Below are 21,904 nucleotides of genomic sequence, written 5' to 3'. Positions count from 1 at the left end.
TCATCTCCTATTGCAGCTTTAATAATGTATTAAGCCATATTTTTATTGCCGTAAGCATATCTTCTTCCCGAATATCAAATTTTTCATGATGATGGCCAGCCGCAAGTTCTGTCCCGATGATTGAGTAGGTTGCTAAGCCCCCATATTTCTGAATACGATCCATAAAAAATGTTGCATCTTCGGAGCCTGCATTAAAGTTACTGTATTCTTCATACGGAATCTGTAAACTGCCTGCTACCTCCGCCAAAATCGCACTAAGCGCTTTACTTGAAGGAACGCTTATTGCTTGTCCAACTTTTTTCAACTCCACTTGAACCCCGTACATCATTTCAATACCAGCAAAGATTTCCTTGACTGCATTTTCATAAAACGCATTAATCTCTGTTGTTTCACCACGGACTTCAAGCTGCAGCTGTGCAGTAGAAGCTATGACATTGCGTCCTTGACCTGCATGTAAAGTTCCGACATTGATTCGATGACTTCCCTTACTATGAGGCGGCAAACTATGCAATGCAATTGTTGCTTGGGCCGATGCTAACAACGCATTTTTCCCTTCTTCAGGAACTCCTCCTGCATGTGCAGCTACACCTGTAATCGTTGCGTCAAATTTGGATGTAGCCAAAAAGCCTGCCGAACCTGCAATAAACTTTCCAGCTTCTACCCCTGTACCAATATGAAGTGCAAAGAAATAGTCTATGTCATCTAACAAAGGTGATTGAACGATTGAGGCCGCCCCACGCACACCTTCTTCAGCAGGTTGGAAAATTAGTTTAATCGTGCCCGTCAACTGATCTTTATGTTGCATTATTTGTTCCGCTAATCCTAACCCAATTGCTATATGACTATCGTGACCACATGCATGCATAAAGCCATCATTTTGTGACCTGAATGCTAAACGGTTGGGCAAATGTGCTACTTCTGTAGATTCGAAAATAGGTAATGCATCAATATCAACACGGAAACATACGGTTGGGCCTGGCTTCCCTGTTTCTAACACAGCCATTACTCCAGTATAGCCGCCTTCCATTTTCGAAAGCCATTTTTCATTAGCCCCGGCATTTTTTGCTGCAGTGTAAAATTGTTCAATCATCGTACCGGAAGGAAGCCCCATCCGTTCTGACGCATTCAGCTCTTTGCCGACATATATTTTGTAGTCCCATTCTTGTAGTAAATCCGCAATTTTACTCGTCGTAAAAAATTCTAACCAACCTGGCTCAGGATATTGATGAAACTGTCTACGCCAGCTAATAAGTTGTTGTAAATAAGAATCGGGTAATTCGATCATGTGACTCCCCCATTTCTATTTAATTTAATTTGTAGTAAATTCCTGGACCAATCGGAATATTGAAAATTACGAAAATTAACATTAATATAATCCAGAAAATCAAGAAAATGATTGTGTATGGAATCATTAAGGACATTAACGTACCAATGCCCGCCTTCTTATTGTATACCTGCATAAAACCTAAAATGATGGCAAAGTAGGTATTTAACGGTGTTACCATGTTCGTAGAAGATTCCCCAACCCGATACGCTAATTGTACGAAAGCGGGATGGTACCCTAATACTAAGAAGGTAGGTACAAAAATTGGTGCCACTAACGACCATAAAGCTGAACCGCTAATAATAAATAAACTCAACACAGCAACTAATAATACGAATAAGATAATCGCAAAAATATTAGTTAAGTTAATCATTGTTAAGAAATCTGCTAAATGTACGGCTGTCCATGTCGCAATATTCGTCCAGTTAAAATACCCGATAAATTGTCCGATCATGAAAATTAAAACTATGTAACCCGACAAATCTTTAATCGCTTCTGCCATAATGTTCGGTACATCGGCCGATTTTTTGATCTTCCCCGTCGTTACCCCGAAAGTGATTCCGACAAAAACAAAGAATAGTAAAATAATCGGAACAATCCCTGATAAAAACGGTGAACGTAAAATCGTTCCGTCATCGTTTAATAACGGTGAGTTTGGAATTAAGATTAATCCAACAATAAATGCAATGTATAATAGCGCTGCGATACCGGCATTTCGTAATCCTTTTGCTTCAAGCGCTGAAATGTCTGTACTCTTAGCAAGCTGATCGCCTTTATAGTTGCCGAGACGCGGCTCTACTATTTTATCTGTAATAATCGCCCCTAAAAAAGCTAGTAAAAACGTAGAAGCAATCATGAAGAACCAGTTATCCAATGGTGACACAATTAACGTATCATCCAGTCCTTTGACAACTTCAGTAGTAATACCGGAAAGCAATGCATCTGTTCCTGCCACTAAAATATTGGCAGTAAATCCTATCCCTGCCCCAGCAAGACCAGCCGCTAAACCAGCTAATGGATGACGACCTAAAGTTAGAAACACAAGTGCTGCTAATGGTGGAATGACTACAAACGCTGCATCGGATGCAATATTTCCTAAAATTCCGATAAATACAACCATAAACGATACGATACGTTTTGGTGTCTTGGAAATCGCTTTTGTCATTACAGCAGAAAACAGACCGACCTTTTCAGAAAGCCCTATCCCTAACATCATTGCTAATACTAAACCTAATGGTGCAAAACCAGTAAAGTTTGTTAAAGTATTAGTTAGTATATAACGTATCCCTTCTTTAGAAAGAAGATTTTTTACAACAACTTCTTCTCCAGAAGTAGGATGCACAACAGCTGCTTGCATCGTTCCTAACACAAATGAGAATGCAATCAAAATTAGTGTTAAGTAAAAGAAGAGCATAAAAGGATGCGGTAACTTATTACCTACCTTTTCAATCATATTTAAAAATCTGTTAAATGCCCCATTATTTTTAGTTTCTACTTGTTCCATCGGTTCGCCTCCTTATTTAAAGACAATTAATTTCAATGTCTATAAATAAAAGGTTATAATAAACTGATAAATATGACAATACTTTTTTTAGAAAAAAGGAGGACTTAAGTTGAAAATCTGCGTTTTTTCAACAAAATATTCTTACACTTGGTTACAAAATATTCAACAACTCGAAATTGATAATGTAGAATTCGACGTTATTTTTTACACGGATTTACAGCATTTGACTGAGGTTTTCAGAGAAAATCATTCAAAATATCCGGCTGTATTATTTAGTGGGCAAATTCCTTATTTGCATATAAAGAAAAATTGCCCGACAGAATTTGCGGCAATGCCCTCTCAGTTTATCGATATTACGGAGCGCGATTTATATTTTACTCTTACAAAAATTCAATATGAAAATCCGGGGTTCCGTTTTACAGATGCGTTAATTGACTTTTTATACGAGGAAAATAATTATTTAAGCTTAAAGGAATGGTTGCCTGAAGATGAATTTCCTTATATTTTGAGTGAATCCATTCAAGTTTTCGGAGAACCGAATGCATATGAGCTCGTAGCTAAACGTCATTTGGATTTGTTGGATGAAGGAAAAGTGAAATTTTGTTTTACCCGTTTAACCAATTTGTATATGTATTTCTCACATGTTGACGTTAAACCCATTTTGGTAACACCTTCGTTGAAAAGTATGGAGGCTGCTGTACAAAAACTGTTAAAAGAAATAGAAGTATATAGCTTAAAGAAAAGCCAAGTTGTCTGTGGACATTTGGAGTTTTCTTTTGCGGAGAACGATTTTTCAGAAAATGAGTACCGCCAAGTTGCACTTTATAAAGCGATTTTAGATTTTAACCGTAAGTTCGGCTATTCCCTTCTGATATACCGTTCATCACTTCATAATGAAATTATTACGAACTATTCGGATTACATACGCATAACAAGTGATGAGACAAAGTGTTCCTTAGCCACTTTTTTACGTGAACAGCTGCCCTTTAAAGTGAAAATCGGGTGGGGAATCGGCAAGACATTAACAATAGCTCAATCACAAGCGGAAAAAGCTTCGAGTTATTGTCAGAAGCCATTTACAGAAAGTTACCGGATCAATAAGGAAGATAAATTACTCGGCCCACTCGACGGCACCAATATATCCACTATTGCGGAACAAGCACATAGTTTCCTTGAGGAAATTGCTAAAAAAACAAACATATCCATTTTTCAGCTTGAAAAATTATATGACATGATGAGGTCATGTGATAAAGATAAATTTACAGCAGAAGAAGTAAGCCTTCATTTATCGGTATCGACTCGAACAGGTAATCGGCTATTAAAAAAATTAACCGAATATTCCTATGCTACAATTATCGAAACCTTAGCGACACCAACAGGAAAAGGGCGTCCTAAAAATCTGTTTCATCTTCATCTTGATGAAATTGATAACAAAAGTTAGACATAAGACCCCATAACAAAAAGAAGCCCCGGACAACAAAATGAATTGTTGTCCGGGGCTTCTTAAAAATTAATATGAAATTTGCGAACGTAAATAAGCCGTAATGAAAATATCGAGATCGCCATCCATTACAGCGCCAACATTCCCTGTTTCAGCACTTGTACGGTGATCTTTAACCATTGAATACGGATGGAACACATATGAACGAATTTGCGAGCCCCAGCCGATTTCCTTCTGCTCTCCACGAATTTCATCCAGCTGTGCCTGCTGCTTTTCGATTTCCAGCTGATACAGCTTCGATTTTAACATTTTCATTGCTGCATCACGGTTTTTAATTTGCGAACGTTCAGACTGACATTGTACAACGACACCTGTTGGAAGATGGGTAATACGTACAGCCGAGTCAGTCGTGTTAATATGCTGACCACCGGCACCAGTTGCGCGGTACGTATCGACTTTTAGATCTTCTGTTCGAACATCGATTTCGATTTCGTCATTGAACTCCGGCATCACATCACATGAAACGAACGATGTATGACGGCGGCCTGATGAATCGAATGGTGAAATACGTACTAGACGGTGTACGCCTTTTTCCGCTTTTAAATAGCCGTATGCATTATGGCCAGAAATTTGCAGTGTAACGGATTTGATGCCGGCCTCATCACCAGGCAAATAGTCGATTGTCGTCACTTTAAAGCCGCGCTTCTCTGCCCAGCGTGTGTACATACGCAATAGCATTGAGCCCCAGTCCTGTGACTCTGTACCACCAGCACCTGGGTGCAGTTCCAGAATGGCATTGTTTTTATCGTATGGTTCGGATAAAAGCATTTGCAGTTCGAAATCTTCCATTTTTGATTGGAATTCGACTAGTTCATTGCCTAGTTCTTCCTGTAATTCTGCGTCGGGTTCTTCGCGTAAAAGCTCTAGCGTCATTTCAAGGTTTTCTTGTATGTCGACTAATTCTTTGTATTCGTTGACAACTGCTTTAATGCCGTTGCTTTCGTTAATAATTGCCTGTGCACCGTTCTGGTCATTCCAGAATTCGGGTTCAAGCATCAGTTCATCTAGTTCCTGGATACGTGCCTCTTTGTTTTCTAAGTCAAAGAGACCCCCTGAAGTCCGCTAGTTTTGTAGCTGTATTTTCGAGTGCATTACGCACATCTGCTAATTCCATCATATATTTTCCTCCGTAGTTGGGTGATAAAGTTTGGGCTGCTTATGCCGTTGATTTCCGTTGCGGGCGAATGCTTTCCGCGGGCACGGCTCGAGCCTGTAGTCTCGAGCGTCGTGCTGTTCCCGCAGGAAGCTTTGAGTTACTACTTCGAATCCGCTTCGCTCTGCAGCGAAAGGCGTAGCCGACAGCTGCACTCATCGCCCTCCACTACAATCAACTAAGTTTCATTACTAATAAATTTACTTCATTGTAATTTATTTTGCTCACAGTTGTGGCGCTTGAATAAAATAAACAAATACTTTTGGCTAAGTTATTTGGCGGGTAATCTAAACGCATTTCAACCTTTATGAAAAAACAAACCGGGTCATTGAGCATAGTTTCAATGACCTCGGTTTACTTGCTTTTATTGGCCTACGCCGTGGCATGATTTGTATTTCTTGCCGCTGCCGCATGGGCATGGGTCGTTGCGTCCGATGTTTTCGGCTTTGCGTGTTGGTAGTTTTTTTGGTTTGGCTGCGCCTTCTTCTTTCGGGTTGACAGCTTGGCCTTTTGCTACTTCTTCACGTTGCAGGTTGCTGCGGATTTCCGCTTTTAATGCGTACTTCGCCACATCTTCACGAACCGCTGCGACCATTTCTTCGAACATTGCGAAACCTTCTTGCTGGTATTCGCGTAATGGATCGTTCTGACCGTAAGCTCGTAGGTGAATACCTTGACGTAACTGGTCCATTGCATCGATATGGTCGATCCATTTCGAGTCGATTGAACGCAGTAAAATAACCTTTTCAAATTCACGCATACGTTCTGGTGTCATCGCTTCTTCTTTTTCATCATAAGCCGCTGTCACTTTTTCAGAGATGAACGCGATCATTTCTTCCGGTGATTTATTTTCAAGCTGCTCTTTTGTAATAACGCCTTCATCTAAAAGATTTGCGGCAATATAATCTTCCAGTGCATCAAGTGTCCAGTTTTCCTTCTCGCCTTGTGTATGAAGGGCAACTTGATTTTCGATCGCTTGAGAAATCATCGACTCTACTAATGCACGCATATTTTCAGAATCCAATACTTCTTCACGCTCTTTGTAAATAACTTCACGTTGCTGACGAAGTACATCATCGTATTGTAATAAACGTTTACGTGCATCGAAGTTATTACCTTCAACACGTTTTTGTGCTGATTCTACTGCTTTTGAAACCATCCCTGATTGGATTGGCTGTGTATCGTCCATACCAAGTCTTGTCATCATCGACTTCATTTTATCTGAGCCGAAGCGACGCATTAGTTCATCTTCTAAAGAAAGATAGAATTGCGTTACCCCAGGGTTCCCTTGACGACCAGAACGACCACGAAGCTGATTATCGATACGGCGTGATTCATGACGCTCTGTACCGATTACCGCTAGACCGCCGATTTCAAGTACACCTTCACCAGGTTTAATGTCCGTACCACGACCTGCCATGTTTGTTGCAATTGTAACTGCACCTTTTTGGCCGGCATTTAAAATAATTTCCGCTTCACGCTCATGGTTTTTCGCATTTAGGACGTTATGTGGAATTTTAAATTTCGATAAATACTTTGAAATGATTTCCGATGTTTCGATCGCAACCGTACCAACTAGTACTGGCTGACCATTACGGTGACGCTCTGCAATATCTTCCGCAACCGCTTTGAACTTGCCTTCCATCGTTGCGAAAATAAGATCAGGGCGGTCATCACGCGCAATCGGTTTGTTCGTAGGAATCGCTACAACCTGCATATTGTAGATGTTGCGGAATTCCTCTTCCTCTGTTTTCGCTGTACCTGTCATACCCGACAGTTTCTCGTACATACGGAAATAGTTTTGGAATGTAACGGTCGCCATTGTCATCGATTCATTTTGAATCTCAAGACCTTCCTTCGCTTCAATCGCCTGGTGTAAACCATCCGAATAGCGGCGGCCTTTCATTAAACGTCCAGTAAAGCCATCAACGATTACAACTTCCCCATCCTGCACAACATAGTCGACATCTTTATGCATCGATGCATGTGCTTTTAAGCTTTGGTTGATCGCATGGTTTAAACGGACATGTGTTAAATCGAATAAGTTATCGATGCCAAACGCACGCTCCGCCTTTTCGATCCCTTGCTCTGTTAATGTTACACCTTTTGTTGATTCTTCATAGTTGTAATCTTCATCCTGCTTCAACATACGGGCAAAAGCATTTGACTGTACATATAGCTGAGCAGATTTCCCTGCTTGTCCGGAAATGATTAACGGTGTACGCGCTTCATCGATTAAAATCGAGTCAACCTCATCGATTACTGCATAGTAAAGCGGACGCTGAACGCGGTCTTCTTTGTAAAGCACCATGTTGTCACGTAAATAGTCAAATCCAAGTTCATTGTTCGTCGAATATGTAATATCCGCAGCATATGCTTCACGCTTTTGCTCTTTTGAAAGACTGTTCAAGTTCAGACCGACCGTTAAGCCCAGCCAATTATATAACTCTCCCATTTCAGTCGCGTCACGGCTTGCTAAATATTCATTGACCGTTACGACATGAACACCTTTACCAGTAAGCGCATTTAAATAAACGGACATTGTCGACGTTAAAGTTTTACCTTCACCGGTTTTCATCTCCGCGATATTACCTTCATTTAATGCAGCGGCCCCCATAATCTGCACACGGAACGGGAACATGCCAAGAACACGGCGAGACGCTTCACGAATTGTCGCAAATGCTTCAGGCAACAAAGCATCCACTGTTTCGCCATTTTGATAACGGTTTTTAAATTCTTCTGTTTTCGCTTTTAATGCATCATCAGAGAGGTTTTCAAACTGCCCTGCCAATGCTTCTACTTTATCTGCAATCTTTTCTAAACGCTTTACTTCTTTTTTATTGAAATCAAATAATTTATTTAATATGTTTGCCATCGAATTGGTCACTTCCCAATAAATAGTCTCAAAGTATATTTTAGCATTATATATGCCGGTGGTGCAAATGGACTGACGCAATTGGTAATACTTATCCAAATTTTCACAAGAAAGAAACTCAACGAGATATGAAATATTTTATTAGCCACTTTTTCGTAGATATTAGCCACTTTAACAACGATAATTGCCATTCGGAAGTACTTAATAGCCACTTTATATTTTTATTAGCCAGTTTGTTGCAAAGTTTTCACTACCTGAAAAAACGGACTGCCTATTTCAGGCAATCCGCTTGGAAGTCAATCATTTAGTTCGTTTCGATTAAACCGTATTTTCCGTCTTTACGTTTGTAGACGATGTTTGTGCCGTCTGTTTCTGCATCCGTGAAGATATAGAAATCATGGCCTAACATGTTCATTTGTAAAACGGCTTCTTCCTGATCCATCGGTTTTAAATCAAATTGCTTCGTACGAACGATTGTATATTCATCCTCTGAAGATTCAGCGTTCGCTTCCATTTGAGATGTCACATTGGCGAAGTAGACACCTGTCCCTTCACGATCACGGAATTTACGGTTTACTTTTGTTTTATGTTTACGGATTTGACGCTCAAGCTTGTCGACAATTAAGTCAACTGCAGCATACATGTCGTTATGACGCTCTTCGGCACGCAGCGTTAAATTTTTCATCGGAATCGTCACTTCTACTTTTGTTTGTTTATCATTATAAACCTTCAAATTGACGTTAGCGTTCGCGTTAAGATCTTCATTGAAATAGCGTTCTACCTTTTCAATTTTGTTCTCAACGTAATCTCGAATCGCTGGAGTTACCTCAATATTTTCACCACGAATGTTAAACTTTAGCATGTGAACTCCTCCTTCATTACTGCTCTTAATTATCTATTCTACATTCATCAATAAAATCCTGTTACGACTTGAAACTTTTTTCATTTTTCGACAAGTTGTCCTACAGATTGATAAGAAAGACACCGTATCGTTATATGGAATCAATGGTAACCAACCAAATTACTTACGTCCGACTTCTTTTTTCCGACGAACTTTTAATTCACTGACGATTAATTCTTCAATACCTGGCTGATTTTCGAAGATCAAACCATATTGAAACTTATCGCCGTACTTCTTCTTCCATACGATGTCTCCAATGGCCTTAATCAATACTTCGTCTAAAATGAATTCCAATTCCAACTGCACCAGGTTATTATTATTTTCACCAATTTCCCGAGAAGAAAACATTTTCATTCCGTGCGGGCTCACATCGATGATTTCACAAGGGTATTTTATCACCTCTAATTGTTCCTGTTTTCCATTGATCAATTCAGTAAAATTTGCTTCGATTGGGACACCAAATGTAAAGCGAAATCCTTCTGTGCGTTTAAACGCCATAACCGTTCCCCCTAGCCATTCATTGCTACAATTTATATACCCACATTATGATGTAATATACGATTAAATGTCTATGTGCTTAATTGCTATTTTAAGGAGAATTTGTGACTTCAAACTCATGACCAAGGAACCAGAATTTTTTCCATTTGCAATAAAGGATTGTGCTATCGATAAAAAATTGAGAAACAAAAAGAGTTTCACACATTGGGATGCTCCGTTGCGTAAAACTCTATGCTTATTAATTGATTACATATTGTTCATTTAGTTCTGCACATTTTAACATTATTTGCTGCTCGGCTTTGGAATATTGATGACCACTGTAAAATTGTTTTAGTAAGGCCGTCGCATAATAGCATTTTGCTTTAGTCCACTGTTTATTCAGTCTGCTGTACGACACAGGCACTTTAACTCTCTCATTATGTGTTAAAACGACGATCGAGTGATTTTCCATATATGGTTCAATATCATGGACGTGCTGCAATGCAAAATACATACAATGCTCCACATTGCGCATAGCCTCTGTCGGAAACCAAATTTGAACTAACGGAAATCTCGGAATCATGAGCGGGTTTATAGAATTGGAGTTCAGGACCGCTTTTGCCGCCTCCTTAGCACCCTTTAAGCTCGAACCATGTTGCTTCAGCTCCCCATCCAGCAATTGCATCGGTGTGAATGGAACCTTTTTATAACCCGACGGAGTGATAATAAGCGTATAAAGATTATTAAGCTGATCAAATTCAGGCTTTAATACACAGGCATCATACAAGGAATTTCTATACATTTTCCATACTCCTTCCAATTTATAGTTATCATTTTCAGTAAAAAGGAGTATACTTATAATATGTCGGTATACTCCGGCGTCCAAACCTCAGGTGATGTCTATGGAGAATCTTCACTTGGGGTTTTTTATTTTGCCATTTCACATACTCACTCACCCCCTTTACGGTCAGCTTAATCTGGTAACCGCTTTCTTCGATGAATAAAAGTAATAGAATTTGCCAGCCAAAAACAATATCGAAACGGAACAAAGTTGAAATAGATGATTAACTGAATATTATGTATTTAGAAAACGGATAAAAGTTTTGGAATCATGGGGTATAGTGGCATCCAGGGGTTTAATATTACCGTTTTCTATTTAGCAAAAGGCGAATATTAATTTATTGATGCTGATGATCGTAGGATGTTTTTAGATTAATGTAGGTACATTAGTTATGGATAGTTAAACTAAACCATATGTTACCAATCATAATTTGCTAATTATTTACATTATACAAAATAGTACAATATAATCAATACTATTTTGACTATTTTAAATTTTATAAATAAAGAAGTCGAAATTTGAGAGAAAAGTTATAGATAAAAAGCCGATGTGGGGAGATTAAAAACTCCTCACATCGGCTTCTGTATTTATATTTTATACTTGTCCAGCTGTACCGTATTGCTGCTGGCGAGTAATTTTGATAACTTCTTTCCATGTGTCACGGAATTCTGTTACCAGGCCTTCGACTTCTGTGATGATTGAAGGGTCGTTTTTGATGTTTGCTTCCGTAAGACGACGATTCATATATTCATATAGCGGTAACATTTGTTTTGAAATTTCGATATCCATATTAAGTGTAGACATTAATTCTCCAATAATTGCTTGTGATCTCTGGATATAATGGTTGCGCTCTTCTATATTTTTATCGGTAATAGACTGCTTCGCTTTATTCAAAAACTTTAAGCACCCGTTATATAACATTAGCGTTAGTTCCCCAGGGGAAGCAGTTGTCACACTGTTTTGTTTGTATGCGTTGAAAGCATTTGTTTGTGTTGTCAATGTTGACACTCCTTTTATTGCTGTTAGTATTACTTCTTTTTATCATAATAGCGACCGTCCATGACTTGAACATTTGCATACGGATTCATATATTGTTGCTCATTTTTTTTCGAATATTGCAGATCTTTTAAATCGTTCTTAATTACTTTCATATTACTATTTAAACGCTCGCGAATTCCTTTATCTAACTCAACTAGCATGGCATGGGATTTCTGTTGCATATCAACTTGAAAACCATCACGTTGCATCTTTTCAATGATAATACCCCGCTCATCTAATAAGTCATTCGTTTTATCGATATAAGCATCTCTCTGTTCCCCCTCCGGAAGGACTACCAAATGTTGGTAAAGTTTTGCTGAGATTTGCAGTAACTGCTGTATATTTTCCATAAACTCATCTCCAACTATTATCCTTGCATGAACATAGAAGACTGTTGATTCGCTTTATTGATTGCTGTCTCCATTGCAGTAAACTGCTTCCAGTAACGGGCTTCAATCATTTTAAGTTTTTCTTGCCATGTATCAATACGTTTACTATTATCGATTAAATTTTTACCGATTGTATATTGGGCATCGGTCATTGTTGAACGACCAGCTCTTTTCTCGATGTTAACTTCTAATGATTTCATTGAGTCACGAAGCTTGGCAAGATAGCCACGTGTATCTGTACCACCATAAGCAGGATCAGATTTTTGCCCTTCACTATTTTTTAATAGGCGCTCCACTGCATCTGGGTCTTCTTCTAATGCTTTTCTCAACTTCGCTTCATCAATTTCAAGCGTACCACCGTCATTATAACTTTTAGATGTCGTAATTCCCACATTAAATAATGTGTTGAATTTAGTACCTTCTAACCCTGGATTCGTCTGATAAATGAGTGCGCGCATATTTGATAGTCCGTCACGAATGATTGAATCATTTCGAAGTAAACCACTCTTCGCTTTCTCTTCCCAAAGCTTGATTTCACTCTCTTCCATTTCTTTCCGTTGCTCAGCTGTAAGTGGTGCATAATCACGGTATTTCGTTTCTTTAGTTTGGTCGTTTAAATCTTTTATTAAACCATTGTATGTTGCGACGAATTCTTTAATTTTGTCCATCATTTCGTCAACGTTTGTAGTAGAAGATAAAGTTATGCTAGCAGATACATTATTCTCAGTTGGGGCTCCTCCAGCTGTTAAAACTGTCGCAACAGCTCTTTCATAGCCTGTATATTTAGCATTTAAACCATTTAAATCTTTCGTTGAGTTTTGTAAATCCGTTGATGCCATGTTCGCTGCCTGCTGCTTTACATGAACATTTTGAATGGCTGCTAACTCCGATGAAGAAAGGTTATTTAAAATTTCCTTTTGATCCTCAGGCAAAGTAACCGCATTTAAATCAGAACCATAGCTCATTGTTGCAAGAACATTTTTTGCTTCTGCGCTTAAAGAATCATAAACCGAACCAGCTGTTTTAGTTAAACTACTTTTATCTTGTTCAGTTAAACTATTGTAGTCTGTTTTTTGTTGTTCTGTTAGCCCAAGAGCATCAATCTCTGCTTCAGTCAAAGCTTTAGATTGAAACTTATTTTTTTGCTCCTCGGTCAATGTATTTAAAAAGCTTTGTGCAGCCACAGTCCCTAGTGATGTCACTTTAGCATTTTTTAATTCATTATTTTTTTCTTCAAAAACTGTTGTTTTATAATTAATTACCTCATTGATTTTTGCTGTTAACATCTCATATTTAATATCTTCCATAGTCTGTGAAGCGGTCGCCGATACAGCACTAAAGTCCACTGAATATTCAGGATTTCCAACTAAACTTGTAATTGTATTATTCAACTGCGTTTCGGTCGTATTTAAACTACCTAGAGCATTATTAGCAAATGCACTAAAAGTAGTTTGTTCGTTGAAGGTCGAATTTAATGTAACATTGTAACCATTAATAGAAAACGAATTAGAAGAACGCTCAGTAGCAATACCATTTACAATAAAACGAGCATTTTGCCCTTCCTTGATTTCTGCATCAGTTATACCAAATGTAGAAAACACATTTTTAGCAGCATCATCCATGCTAATAGCAGACTCGCCAGTAGCTACACGACCAGAATTTTTTGCTGTAATTGAAAATTGTCCATTTTCAAATACAGCAGTAATTCCTGCATTACTCGAATTAATTTTACTTACAAATTGATCAACAGTCATATCACCAGTTAATTCGATGGCTACTCGTTCACTTAATTTACCGCTTGTATCAATTGAACCTAATTCAATTGTTGCAGGTACTGGTCCATTTAATACTTCATTTAATTTCATTGAATTATTAATCGGCTTTTGAGTACTAACAGCAGTAGCGGAAGTAGCTAGCTGGGAAATTCCATCAATAGTCAATGTACCTGTAGCTTGCCCTGTAGCTGTAGCTTTTACTAAACTTTCATTTGAGCTAGATGCTGTTTTAGAATTTAACGTTTTTAATACTAAATTATCTGCAATATACGTATCAAACGTTTTCAACTTCGTATTAATGCCACGGTATGCATCACGTTGCCACTCGTACGTTTGTTTCTTTTGTTCCAGTTTATTTAATGGGGCCTTTTCAGCTTGCATTAATTTTTCAACTAAACTATCAATATCCATACCTGATGCTAGTCCGCCAATTCGCATTACCATAGTTATTTCCTCCTCTAATCCGTCAGCTTAAATTTTTTCGTCTACTACCATACCGAGCATTTTTTGCATTTCATAAAAAGCGTCCAGTAATTTTTTCGGAGGAATTTCCTTCACAACTTCTTCCGTATCGCGATTCACAACCGTCACATAATAGCGCTCCAGTCCCTCGTGGAACATAAATTTAGAAGTACTGTTATTTACATCTAGCATCTCATTCATCTTATTAACAGCCTCTTGGACTTTTGCCTTCGTTTCATCGCCATTTTTTAGTTGCATCATTGGCTCTACTACAACTGTTTCTTTTGTAGCAGTATTATCGCTTCCTTGCTTTTCCAGTGATTCTTTAATAACGTTACTTGTTAAGTTAGCTTTGTTCGTTAAAGTTGTTTCGATATTAGCATTTCCTGAAATACGCATATTTCCATCCTCCTTGAATTCATTAAATGCATTGTTAGTTTTAATATCGGACAAAAAAAAGAGAATTTCAGTTTTAACACAATCAAATGAATGGAATACTGAAATTCAAAGTTTAATTTTGTATTAGGATAAGAGTTACTTTAGAAAGTATTATCCATAAATCGGTAAAATAAGTCTGTTAAGTTACACTTAAACTATTTGATAAACCTCTTTTTTTAACAAATCACAAATAGTAAAATCAATAAGAGTATCAATATCAAAAGACCGCTCCTGCGGCATAATATATCCCGATGTATTACTTGATAAAAATGATTTTTCTTCAATCAGTTTTTCTGTTTTAGCCACATAAATCGCACCATTCAGCGCATAAACTTTTGGCAAGTCCTGACGTCTAGTTACTAACGTATCCTTCGGTAATAAAGGTACCATTCTTTCATCTTCGAGAGTATACATCCAGTAAGGAGATTTCTCTGGCTCGGTTACTGAAACACAAAAATTAGTACCATCACTTGATAAAAGCTGTTCAATACAACCATCAATATCATCCACTGTTCTTAATGGCGATGTTGGCTGCAATAAAACGACATAATCATATCCTGGGCATTGCTCAATAGCATGTAGTACTGGATCAATTCCAGGTGTATCATCTTGGGCTAGCTCTATTGGTCTTTTAAATGGTACTTCACATCCGTATTGTTTTGCTACTTCAATAATTTCATCATCCTCAGTCGACAAAATTAAGCGGTCAATATACTTGGATTTTTTAGCCTCTTCAATCGTCCATGCAATTAAAGGCTTTCCAGCAAGCTCACGGATATTTTTACGTGGTACACCTTTAGATCCTCCTCTGGCTGGGATAATTGCTAAAATTTTTGAATTCATTCTACAAGCTCCTTATACTGCTCATTTGCACGGTTAAAATCATCAACACGCCCAATATCTAACCAATATTCATGAATTGGGAAAACTGATGTTTTTTTTCCTTGATTAATTAATGCTTCAAAAAGCGATGGCATATCATAAAATGTATCTATAGGTATGTAATCAAACACTTCTGGGCTTAACACATAAATCCCCGCGTTTACAAAGCTACGATGGATTGGCTTTTCTTTGATTGATATCAACTCTACGCCATCAGTTTTAATAACCCCATAAGGGACTTGATATTCGTATTCTCGCACACACATCGTTGCAACAGCATTTTGCTCTTGGTGAAACTGCATTAACTGATCAAAGTTTACCTGAGTTAGTAAATCACCATTCATCACAAAAAACGGCTCTGTTGGCCGGTTTTCAAGTAATGATAATGCACCGGCTGTCCCCATGCGTTTTTTTTCTTCAATATAGTCAATCGAAATGCCCATTATCTCACCATTTTGAAAGTAATCTTGGATAACTTCTTTTTTATAATTCACAGAGAAAATAAAATTTGTATAGCCATATTGTTTAAACCCTTCAATAATTGATTCAACAATCGGCTTATTTCCAACCTTAAGCATCGGCTTTGGAATGTCATTTGTTAGCGGGCGTAATCTCTTTCCCAAGCCTCCAAGCATTAGAATGACTTGATTTTTATTTGAAGGTGTTTCTAAATGGTCAATAAATAAAATATCAACGATTTGATTTTGATCGTTCACTATTGGTAACTGCTTTAGGTTTTTAGATTTCATCAATTGCTTGTAAGTATTCATTTTCAGCCCATTTTTTGCAATAAATGGGTTAGGATTCATAATCATATTTATCGGAACTTCAAGCCCCTCACCACGTAAAATACCTCGTCGAATATCACCATCTGTGACTGTACCAAGTAAGTGATTGTCTTCATCTACAACAACCGCAAATTGTAATGATGTTTCATCAATAATTTTCATTGTTTCAAACAACGTTTGTTTGGTATGAACGACGATATTTTCCCATTTAATCATTTATTACACTTCCTTTGCTGGTACACCATACGCCTTTGCATGATGATGCAATTCTTTCACCACTACAGATCCAGCTCCAATCAAGCATTTTTCGCCAATATGTATGCCTTGAATAATTGTTGTGCCTGTACCGATATGTGTACCATTTCCAATTTTAACAGTACCTGAGATTTTTGTACCTGGTGCGATATGTACGTGTGCACCAATTTGACCATCATGATCAACTATTGCGCCCGTGTTTATAATAGTATTATCGGCAATACTTGTTCCCGTTTGAACAATTGCACCTGCCATTATTTGAACACCTTCTCCTAACTTGGCAGAAGGTGAAATAATCGCAGCCGGATGAATGATTGATTTAAAGAAATAGCCTTTCTCTTTGAAATGTTTAAAGGTTTTTTCACGCGCAGAGGATGGCCCAAGCATACCTAATCCAAGAACAAGATTTACTTCTTCTGGGTTATAATTGTAAATAACTTCGTCAGGTCCTAAGTATACTAATCCAAAGGAGTTGTCCTCCATAATTGGGGTTGTAAAACCTATTATTTCATAGCCTTGCTCTTGCTTTAGTAAAGTTTCCATTAATACAGAAGCATGTCCACCATTTCCAAGTATGATTAAAGGTTTACTCATGAATTAAATCATCCTTATCATATGAAAACTGCGCTTCTTCCCCGATATAATCCCAATATTTCGAAGGAGGTATTCCGCTACCTGGACGCTTAACAACTAAGTTTTCTGGAGTAAAGATTTCTCCTGGGTGTATTGATTTATTTGCTACTAAGCTTTTTCGGGCAGGAATTCGATTCTTTAATTCGACATAAGAAGGTTGCTTAAAACCATTACCTAAAGCTTGTTCAACTTGTCTAATTTGCTCAATCATTTGTTTGAGTTCAACAGGCTCTAAAGAAGCAACGTGATCTGGTCCCTCCAGTGTTTTATCTAGTGTGAAGTGTTTTTCTATAACCTTCGCTCCAAGTGCTACCGCAGCTGTTGGAACGGCAATACCTGATGAGTGATCAGACAAGCCAACAGGAACTTGAAATTCTTGCTGTAATGTAACCATCGCCTTTAAATTGATTGTATCAAACGGTGCGGGATATTCCGTTGTGCAATGTAAAATTGTCACATATTGCTGAAGTAGATGTTTTGCTTCATCAGTTTGATAATATACTTGAGCCTCCTCCATCTCACTTTTATTTGCTAACCCAAAAGCGATATAGGATAGTGCTTCATGAATATCTTCTAAAGTAGCCATTCCTGTAGATAAAATAATTGGCTTTTTCTTTTTAGCAATTGCATATATAAAAGGTGCATTTGTTAGCTCACCCGATGGAATCTTTGCAGTTTTAATTTGTAAGTCATCTAATAAAAAATCGACACTTTCATAATCAAAAGGTGTCGATAAAAATTCTATTCCTTTTTGCTCACAATATTTCTTGAGTGCTGTAAATTCATCAAAGGTAAGCTCAAGCTTTTTTAGCATTTCAAATTGTGATGTTGATTCCTTTAAATTTTCTACTTGATAGTCAGCTTGTTTAGCACTTTTCGTTACCAAATTTTCTGCTTTGAATGTTTGAAATTTAACTGCGTCCGCCCCAGCCTCTTTTGCTATATCTACTAGCTGCCTTGCCATCTCAAAGGATCCGTTATGATTGACTCCTGCTTCAGCGATGATGTAAGTTTTCATTCGATCCGCTCCTTTAATAACATAAATGCTTCCGCTGCTTCATAACCACTTGCAGCACCTCTAACATAAGCAAGTGATTTAATTGCTTTTTCACTACGTGGAAACGGAAAATCACTCATTTCAGACTCATAAATTTTCATGATTTCAATTTTCCGTTCCAAATAGTCGCTGATGTTTACAAAAATATTTGGTTTAAAATTATTTAAATCTGGGTTAATAGTAAAATCCGTTTCAGATAATGTTTCATATGCAAGTACTTTTTTTACACTTGGGTATCTAAACCATTTTGTACATGCCATCGTTGCATCAAAAACTGCTTTATGATCTGAGTGTATATCTCCAGGGTAAGGTACATAAACAACTGTGGGTTTTAACTTTTGAAATACTTCACTAAATTCTTTTACTAGCACGCTATCTGCCACTTGATCTAAGTTAGCAGCTTCAAACCCTAAATGATAAACAGATTTAAAATTGTACATAGCCGATATTTTTTGTATTTCTATTTCACGCTTGGCTTTCCATTCTTTTGAAGCAAAGTCTCCAGCTTTTGTAACAATTAGCCAATGAACGTTTGCACCATTTTCAATATATTTCAAAATAGTCCCTCCACAACCTAATGTTTCATCATCAGGATGTGGAGTAACGATTATAATGTCTTGCATAATTCCCACCGCCTTTCTTAATATGTTATTTTTTTAGCTAAAAGTGTTTCTTTAGATGGTAGTTCTTTTAAAATTTTGATGACTTTTTCTACTGTATAGCCATCCCCATATAAAAATCTATCTTCTTCAATACCTTCTAAATATTCTTCATCATACAATGCTTTTTGTAATGCATCGCTAAGTGCTTCCTTATCAGCATCGATAAACTGAACATTTAATCCCGCTAAACGACCACGCTGTCTTTCTCCCACGTTAATTGTAGGCAGACATAAATATGGTGCTTCATGAAGACCTAATGATGAATTACCAACTAAAACTTTTGCGCTTCTCAATAAATTAACAAAAGCTACTCGATCTAAATTTTTATATGTAAAAATTTTCTCTTCTTGCTCATATTTTTGAATTACCTCGAGTATCCCTTCAAAACCTGGATCGCTATTTGGATATCCTACGAAAACATTTAAATTTTGCTCTATTAATCCATCAAAAATTAAGGAAAGCTCCCTCCCTCCAACATCCATTTGAGAGTTTAAAGGATGATAGATGACAACAGCATAATCTTTTAAATTTTCCTTTTCAGAATTAATAATAAACGTATTTTTCGGTACTTTAGGGACTTTTCTTATTTTATCAATTCCAGCACTACCAACTGTATGAATACGCCACTGTTCCTCACCTAGTCTTAAAACTCGTTCACTATGTTCTTCTTTCATCGTTAAATGAAGATGACTTAGCTTAGTTGTAGCATGTCTAACCTGTTCATCCACATTTCCGCCTACCGGATTCGTATGATCACCACCTGCAAAATGGATGACTGGAATATTCATATAGCTAGCAGTTAAAGCACCAATAATCGACTCTTCTCTGTCTCCTAGCACTATTAAATAATCTGGATTTTCTCGAACTAAAGTCTGGGTTAACGACTGCATTAAAATAGCTGATGATTTCCCCTTTGAAGACAAGCTATCTGTATATAGTAGATTCTCAATTCGTTCAACTATTTTAAAACCATCATTCTCAATTTGTTTAACTGAAAAATTATGTAGAGGTGTTAAATGAGCACCAGATACAACTATACCTAAATCAAAGAAAGAATCCTTATTCAGCTCACTTAATATAGGAAATAATAAATCATACTCTGATCGAATTCCCGTTAACGTTAAAACCTTTTTCATTTATTACACTACTTTCTCTGATTAAATTTCAAAATCAATTACTTCATTTACCGAATGACATTCAAAATATATTAATCCTACTCAAACTTTTATAATATCCGTGCGAGACTCGTCAAGCATATTAAAAACATTGATTTATAACTTTACAAATATATTTCAGATCTGTATCTTCGATACCCTCATGTAAAGGTAAAGAAAGTACACTATTTTTCCAAAAATATGAATTTGGATACTCGTCCGGTAAATCGAATATGTCACTTAAAAGATGTGAACTAAGTGGCACGCTAGAAATAAATTTACTTTGTAATAATTCAGCACATTCAAAAGCATTCGATTGTTGAAGCTTTAATAAATATCTAAACGGTACATCAGAATTTATACGCGAAAAACTTAGATTTTCATCATATAATTTAGATAGATTATTTCTATACGAAATAATACTTTCATACCTTTCTAATTGTCCCATTAACATAGCAGCTTGGAAATCACTTATATCCGCATGAATTCGAAATGGAAGGGAATTACTTTCTTCAGTTTGCGACAAATGATAATCACAATCTAAAAATAACGCAACTCTCTTCATCAAATTTTCATTATCTGATACAACTGCTCCTCCATAGCCAATTGTTAAAATTTTAGTAGGGGAAAAAGAATAAATTGAAATTTTTGCCCATTCACTTCTGTTTGGCGACAAACATTGAGCATTATCTTCAATAAATATTATGTTTTCAAATTCTAAACTGTCAATTTCAGCTTTAATGCCAAACATATTAGGAATTAAACAAAATTTTTTGACATTCCACATTTTTAATACTTTAGTATCTATTAAAGGTACCTTTTCACTAACATCTACTACATGTGGAATAGCACCTATCGATAAAATAGCGTGATAAACCGATGGACAAGTAATATTTGGGATAGTCACTTCGTCACCTTTTTGGACTCCGACAGCTATTAATGCAGCTTGTATAGCTGCAAAACCCGATGAAACTAATCTAGCATGCAAACTATTAGTAAATTTTGCAAATGCAACTTCAGCCTTATATGATACATGGCGTCTAGAAAAGTTCCCCATTTCCAGCTGTTTATACCCTTCTGCTACAACCTTTTCAGTGTAGCTAGGCGAATTATGACTAATCATTTATTACTCACTCCTTCTCATTTTTATATGTAACAGTCCAATGATGTGAAACATTTCCATTAATTTCAAATAAATATTCACCAATATTTATAGATTGGTTAGGGAAAAATTCTTGTAAATCTTCTTTTTCTATGATGATACATTTTGCACCTTCTTGAGTAGATACTTTAGATATATATTCATAGTTTCCTACACGTTCACTCATTTTATGAGTGATGTCTCCAGTTGCCGTCATTGTACCAATAAAATATCCATCTTTTTTCAATACTCGAGAAATTTCAGCGAAAGCATTGAAATACGATTTCATATCATTATAAACTAATACTTGCCAAGCTACGACAACATCAAAATAATTATCAGGAAATGGTATTTTACCATTCTCTATTTTTTTTAGTTCTGCCTGTAGTTTTTTTTCATTTAACTTTTCATCAACTAACTTAATTGCGCTTTCGCTCACCTCAACACCACTTGTAGAAACTCCCGCCTCTACCATATGGATTAAATTTGCACCTGCTCCAAATCCATAATCCAATACTTTCTCCACTTGATTATTTAATATATAGCCATTAAATAACCTTACAAATAGTTCATTTGGGTATCTTAAGTTCGATAAACCCTTTGCATAAATATTTTCCCAAATTTGTTCATTATTTTTAGTCATGTTTTTCTCCC

The 21,904-nt window shown here is 36.9% G+C and carries 20 protein-coding genes; 1 reads left to right on the top strand and 19 read right to left on the bottom strand.

The window, feature by feature from the left end:
• Positions 1-7: 7 nt before the first annotated feature.
• Both MKY71_RS03625 and MKY71_RS03620 read right to left on the bottom strand, forming a co-directional pair.
• Entirely contained in the window at positions 8-1,285 is a 1,278-nt protein-coding gene (locus MKY71_RS03625) for an amidohydrolase (RefSeq protein ID WP_340731644.1), read from the bottom strand.
• A gap of 19 nt (positions 1,286-1,304) precedes the next feature.
• On the bottom strand, positions 1,305-2,828 hold the full coding sequence (locus MKY71_RS03620; RefSeq protein WP_340731643.1) for an AbgT family transporter: 1,524 nt from the start codon (positions 2,826-2,828) through the stop codon (positions 1,305-1,307).
• Positions 2,829-2,937: 109 nt separating this feature from the next.
• Here MKY71_RS03620 and MKY71_RS03615 point away from each other — a divergent pair, with 109 nt between their 5' ends.
• Positions 2,938-4,269, top strand: coding sequence for a hypothetical protein (locus MKY71_RS03615; RefSeq protein WP_340731642.1), 1,332 nt, complete (start codon positions 2,938-2,940; stop codon positions 4,267-4,269).
• Between the two features lie 69 nt (positions 4,270-4,338).
• On the opposite strand, the gene prfB is transcribed toward MKY71_RS03615, so the two are convergent.
• The 17 genes from prfB to MKY71_RS03530 all read right to left on the bottom strand — a co-directional run bounded on the left by prfB (position 4,339) and on the right by MKY71_RS03530 (position 21,893).
• Positions 4,339-5,443, bottom strand: a protein-coding gene (gene prfB, locus MKY71_RS03610; protein ID WP_340733610.1) for a peptide chain release factor 2 whose coding sequence is annotated in 2 segments (ribosomal slippage) — positions 4,339-5,370 and positions 5,372-5,443 — 1,104 coding nt in all. Because the reading frame shifts where the segments join, the coding sequence is not laid out codon by codon here.
• Between the two features lie 403 nt (positions 5,444-5,846).
• Positions 5,847-8,357, bottom strand: coding sequence for a preprotein translocase subunit SecA (secA, locus tag MKY71_RS03605; RefSeq protein ID WP_340731641.1), 2,511 nt, complete (start codon positions 8,355-8,357; stop codon positions 5,847-5,849).
• 304 nt (positions 8,358-8,661) lie between these two features.
• Positions 8,662-9,219, bottom strand: coding sequence for a ribosome hibernation-promoting factor, HPF/YfiA family (hpf, locus tag MKY71_RS03600; RefSeq protein ID WP_008407321.1), 558 nt, complete (start codon positions 9,217-9,219; stop codon positions 8,662-8,664).
• Between the two features lie 159 nt (positions 9,220-9,378).
• Complete coding sequence (locus MKY71_RS03595) at positions 9,379-9,756, bottom strand: PilZ domain-containing protein (RefSeq protein WP_339175275.1); 378 nt, start codon at positions 9,754-9,756, stop codon at positions 9,379-9,381.
• A gap of 238 nt (positions 9,757-9,994) precedes the next feature.
• Positions 9,995-10,537 (bottom strand): competence protein ComK, encoded by a 543-nt coding sequence (locus MKY71_RS03590; protein WP_340731640.1) that lies wholly within the window; start codon positions 10,535-10,537, stop codon positions 9,995-9,997.
• 633 nt (positions 10,538-11,170) lie between these two features.
• A complete protein-coding gene (fliS, locus tag MKY71_RS03585; RefSeq protein WP_340731639.1) occupies positions 11,171-11,575 on the bottom strand; it encodes a flagellar export chaperone FliS in 405 nt (134 codons plus the stop codon).
• A 29-nt stretch (positions 11,576-11,604) separates the two neighbouring features.
• Positions 11,605-11,964, bottom strand: a complete 360-nt coding sequence (locus MKY71_RS03580; protein WP_339197758.1) for a flagellar protein FliT — start codon at positions 11,962-11,964, stop codon at positions 11,605-11,607.
• A 17-nt stretch (positions 11,965-11,981) separates the two neighbouring features.
• Positions 11,982-14,222 carry a flagellar filament capping protein FliD gene (gene fliD / locus MKY71_RS03575; RefSeq protein ID WP_340731638.1) on the bottom strand — a complete coding sequence of 747 codons (2,241 nt, stop codon included), beginning with the start codon at positions 14,220-14,222 and terminating at the stop codon, positions 11,982-11,984.
• Between the two features lie 27 nt (positions 14,223-14,249).
• Positions 14,250-14,639, bottom strand: a complete 390-nt coding sequence (locus MKY71_RS03570) for a flagellar protein FlaG (protein ID WP_340731637.1) — start codon at positions 14,637-14,639, stop codon at positions 14,250-14,252.
• A 189-nt stretch (positions 14,640-14,828) separates the two neighbouring features.
• Positions 14,829-15,521, bottom strand: coding sequence for an acylneuraminate cytidylyltransferase family protein (locus tag MKY71_RS03565; RefSeq protein WP_340731636.1), 693 nt, complete (start codon positions 15,519-15,521; stop codon positions 14,829-14,831).
• The gene (locus MKY71_RS03560; protein ID WP_340731635.1) at positions 15,518-16,564 is read right to left on the bottom strand and encodes a nucleotidyltransferase family protein; all 1,047 of its coding nucleotides are present in this window, start codon (positions 16,562-16,564) and stop codon (positions 15,518-15,520) included. Before MKY71_RS03560 ends, MKY71_RS03565 begins: the two co-directional genes overlap by 4 nt.
• Positions 16,565-16,567: 3 nt before the next feature.
• Positions 16,568-17,197: an acetyltransferase gene (locus MKY71_RS03555; RefSeq protein WP_340731634.1), complete on the bottom strand. Its 630-nt coding sequence runs from the start codon at positions 17,195-17,197 to the stop codon at positions 16,568-16,570.
• Positions 17,190-18,254, bottom strand: a complete 1,065-nt coding sequence (gene neuB / locus MKY71_RS03550) for an N-acetylneuraminate synthase (RefSeq protein WP_340731633.1) — start codon at positions 18,252-18,254, stop codon at positions 17,190-17,192. Before neuB ends, MKY71_RS03555 begins: the two co-directional genes overlap by 8 nt.
• A complete protein-coding gene (locus MKY71_RS03545; protein ID WP_340731632.1) occupies positions 18,251-18,916 on the bottom strand; it encodes a PIG-L deacetylase family protein in 666 nt (221 codons plus the stop codon). The genes neuB and MKY71_RS03545 overlap by 4 nt, the downstream gene beginning before the upstream one ends.
• Positions 18,917-18,933: 17 nt before the next feature.
• Positions 18,934-20,091: a UDP-N-acetylglucosamine 2-epimerase gene (gene neuC / locus MKY71_RS03540; RefSeq protein ID WP_340731631.1), complete on the bottom strand. Its 1,158-nt coding sequence runs from the start codon at positions 20,089-20,091 to the stop codon at positions 18,934-18,936.
• 121 nt (positions 20,092-20,212) lie between these two features.
• Complete coding sequence (locus MKY71_RS03535) at positions 20,213-21,232, bottom strand: DegT/DnrJ/EryC1/StrS family aminotransferase (RefSeq protein ID WP_340731630.1); 1,020 nt, start codon at positions 21,230-21,232, stop codon at positions 20,213-20,215.
• Between the two features lie 7 nt (positions 21,233-21,239).
• Entirely contained in the window at positions 21,240-21,893 is a 654-nt protein-coding gene (locus tag MKY71_RS03530) for a class I SAM-dependent methyltransferase (RefSeq protein ID WP_340731629.1), read from the bottom strand.
• Positions 21,894-21,904 lie beyond the last annotated feature (11 nt).

The organism is Solibacillus sp. FSL W7-1324 (assembly GCF_038008025.1).
Taxonomy (GTDB): Bacteria; Bacillota; Bacilli; order Bacillales_A; family Planococcaceae; genus Solibacillus.
The sequence above is the reverse complement of the archived record's forward strand: the minus strand, read 5'-3'. Positions and strand labels throughout refer to the sequence as shown.

Bases quoted from the DNA above. Each gene is read 5' to 3' on its own strand.
- MKY71_RS03625 (WP_340731644.1), bottom strand. From the start codon at position 1,285: ATGATCGAATTACCCGATTCTTATTTACAACAACTTATTAGCTGGCGT.
- MKY71_RS03620 (WP_340731643.1), bottom strand. From the start codon at position 2,828: ATGGAACAAGTAGAAACTAAAAATAATGGGGCATTTAACAGATTTTTA.
- secA (WP_340731641.1), bottom strand. From the start codon at position 8,357: ATGGCAAACATATTAAATAAATTATTTGATTTCAATAAAAAAGAAGTA.
- hpf (WP_008407321.1), bottom strand. From the start codon at position 9,219: ATGCTAAAGTTTAACATTCGTGGTGAAAATATTGAGGTAACTCCAGCG.
- MKY71_RS03595 (WP_339175275.1), bottom strand. From the start codon at position 9,756: ATGGCGTTTAAACGCACAGAAGGATTTCGCTTTACATTTGGTGTCCCA.
- MKY71_RS03590 (WP_340731640.1), bottom strand. From the start codon at position 10,537: ATGTATAGAAATTCCTTGTATGATGCCTGTGTATTAAAGCCTGAATTT.
- MKY71_RS03580 (WP_339197758.1), bottom strand. From the start codon at position 11,964: ATGGAAAATATACAGCAGTTACTGCAAATCTCAGCAAAACTTTACCAA.
- fliD (WP_340731638.1), bottom strand. From the start codon at position 14,222: ATGGTAATGCGAATTGGCGGACTAGCATCAGGTATGGATATTGATAGT.
- MKY71_RS03570 (WP_340731637.1), bottom strand. From the start codon at position 14,639: ATGCGTATTTCAGGAAATGCTAATATCGAAACAACTTTAACGAACAAA.
- MKY71_RS03565 (WP_340731636.1), bottom strand. From the start codon at position 15,521: ATGAATTCAAAAATTTTAGCAATTATCCCAGCCAGAGGAGGATCTAAA.
- MKY71_RS03560 (WP_340731635.1), bottom strand. From the start codon at position 16,564: ATGATTAAATGGGAAAATATCGTCGTTCATACCAAACAAACGTTGTTT.
- MKY71_RS03555 (WP_340731634.1), bottom strand. From the start codon at position 17,197: ATGAGTAAACCTTTAATCATACTTGGAAATGGTGGACATGCTTCTGTA.
- neuB (WP_340731633.1), bottom strand. From the start codon at position 18,254: ATGAAAACTTACATCATCGCTGAAGCAGGAGTCAATCATAACGGATCC.
- MKY71_RS03545 (WP_340731632.1), bottom strand. From the start codon at position 18,916: ATGCAAGACATTATAATCGTTACTCCACATCCTGATGATGAAACATTA.
- neuC (WP_340731631.1), bottom strand. From the start codon at position 20,091: ATGAAAAAGGTTTTAACGTTAACGGGAATTCGATCAGAGTATGATTTA.
- MKY71_RS03535 (WP_340731630.1), bottom strand. From the start codon at position 21,232: ATGATTAGTCATAATTCGCCTAGCTACACTGAAAAGGTTGTAGCAGAA.
- MKY71_RS03530 (WP_340731629.1), bottom strand. From the start codon at position 21,893: ATGACTAAAAATAATGAACAAATTTGGGAAAATATTTATGCAAAGGGT.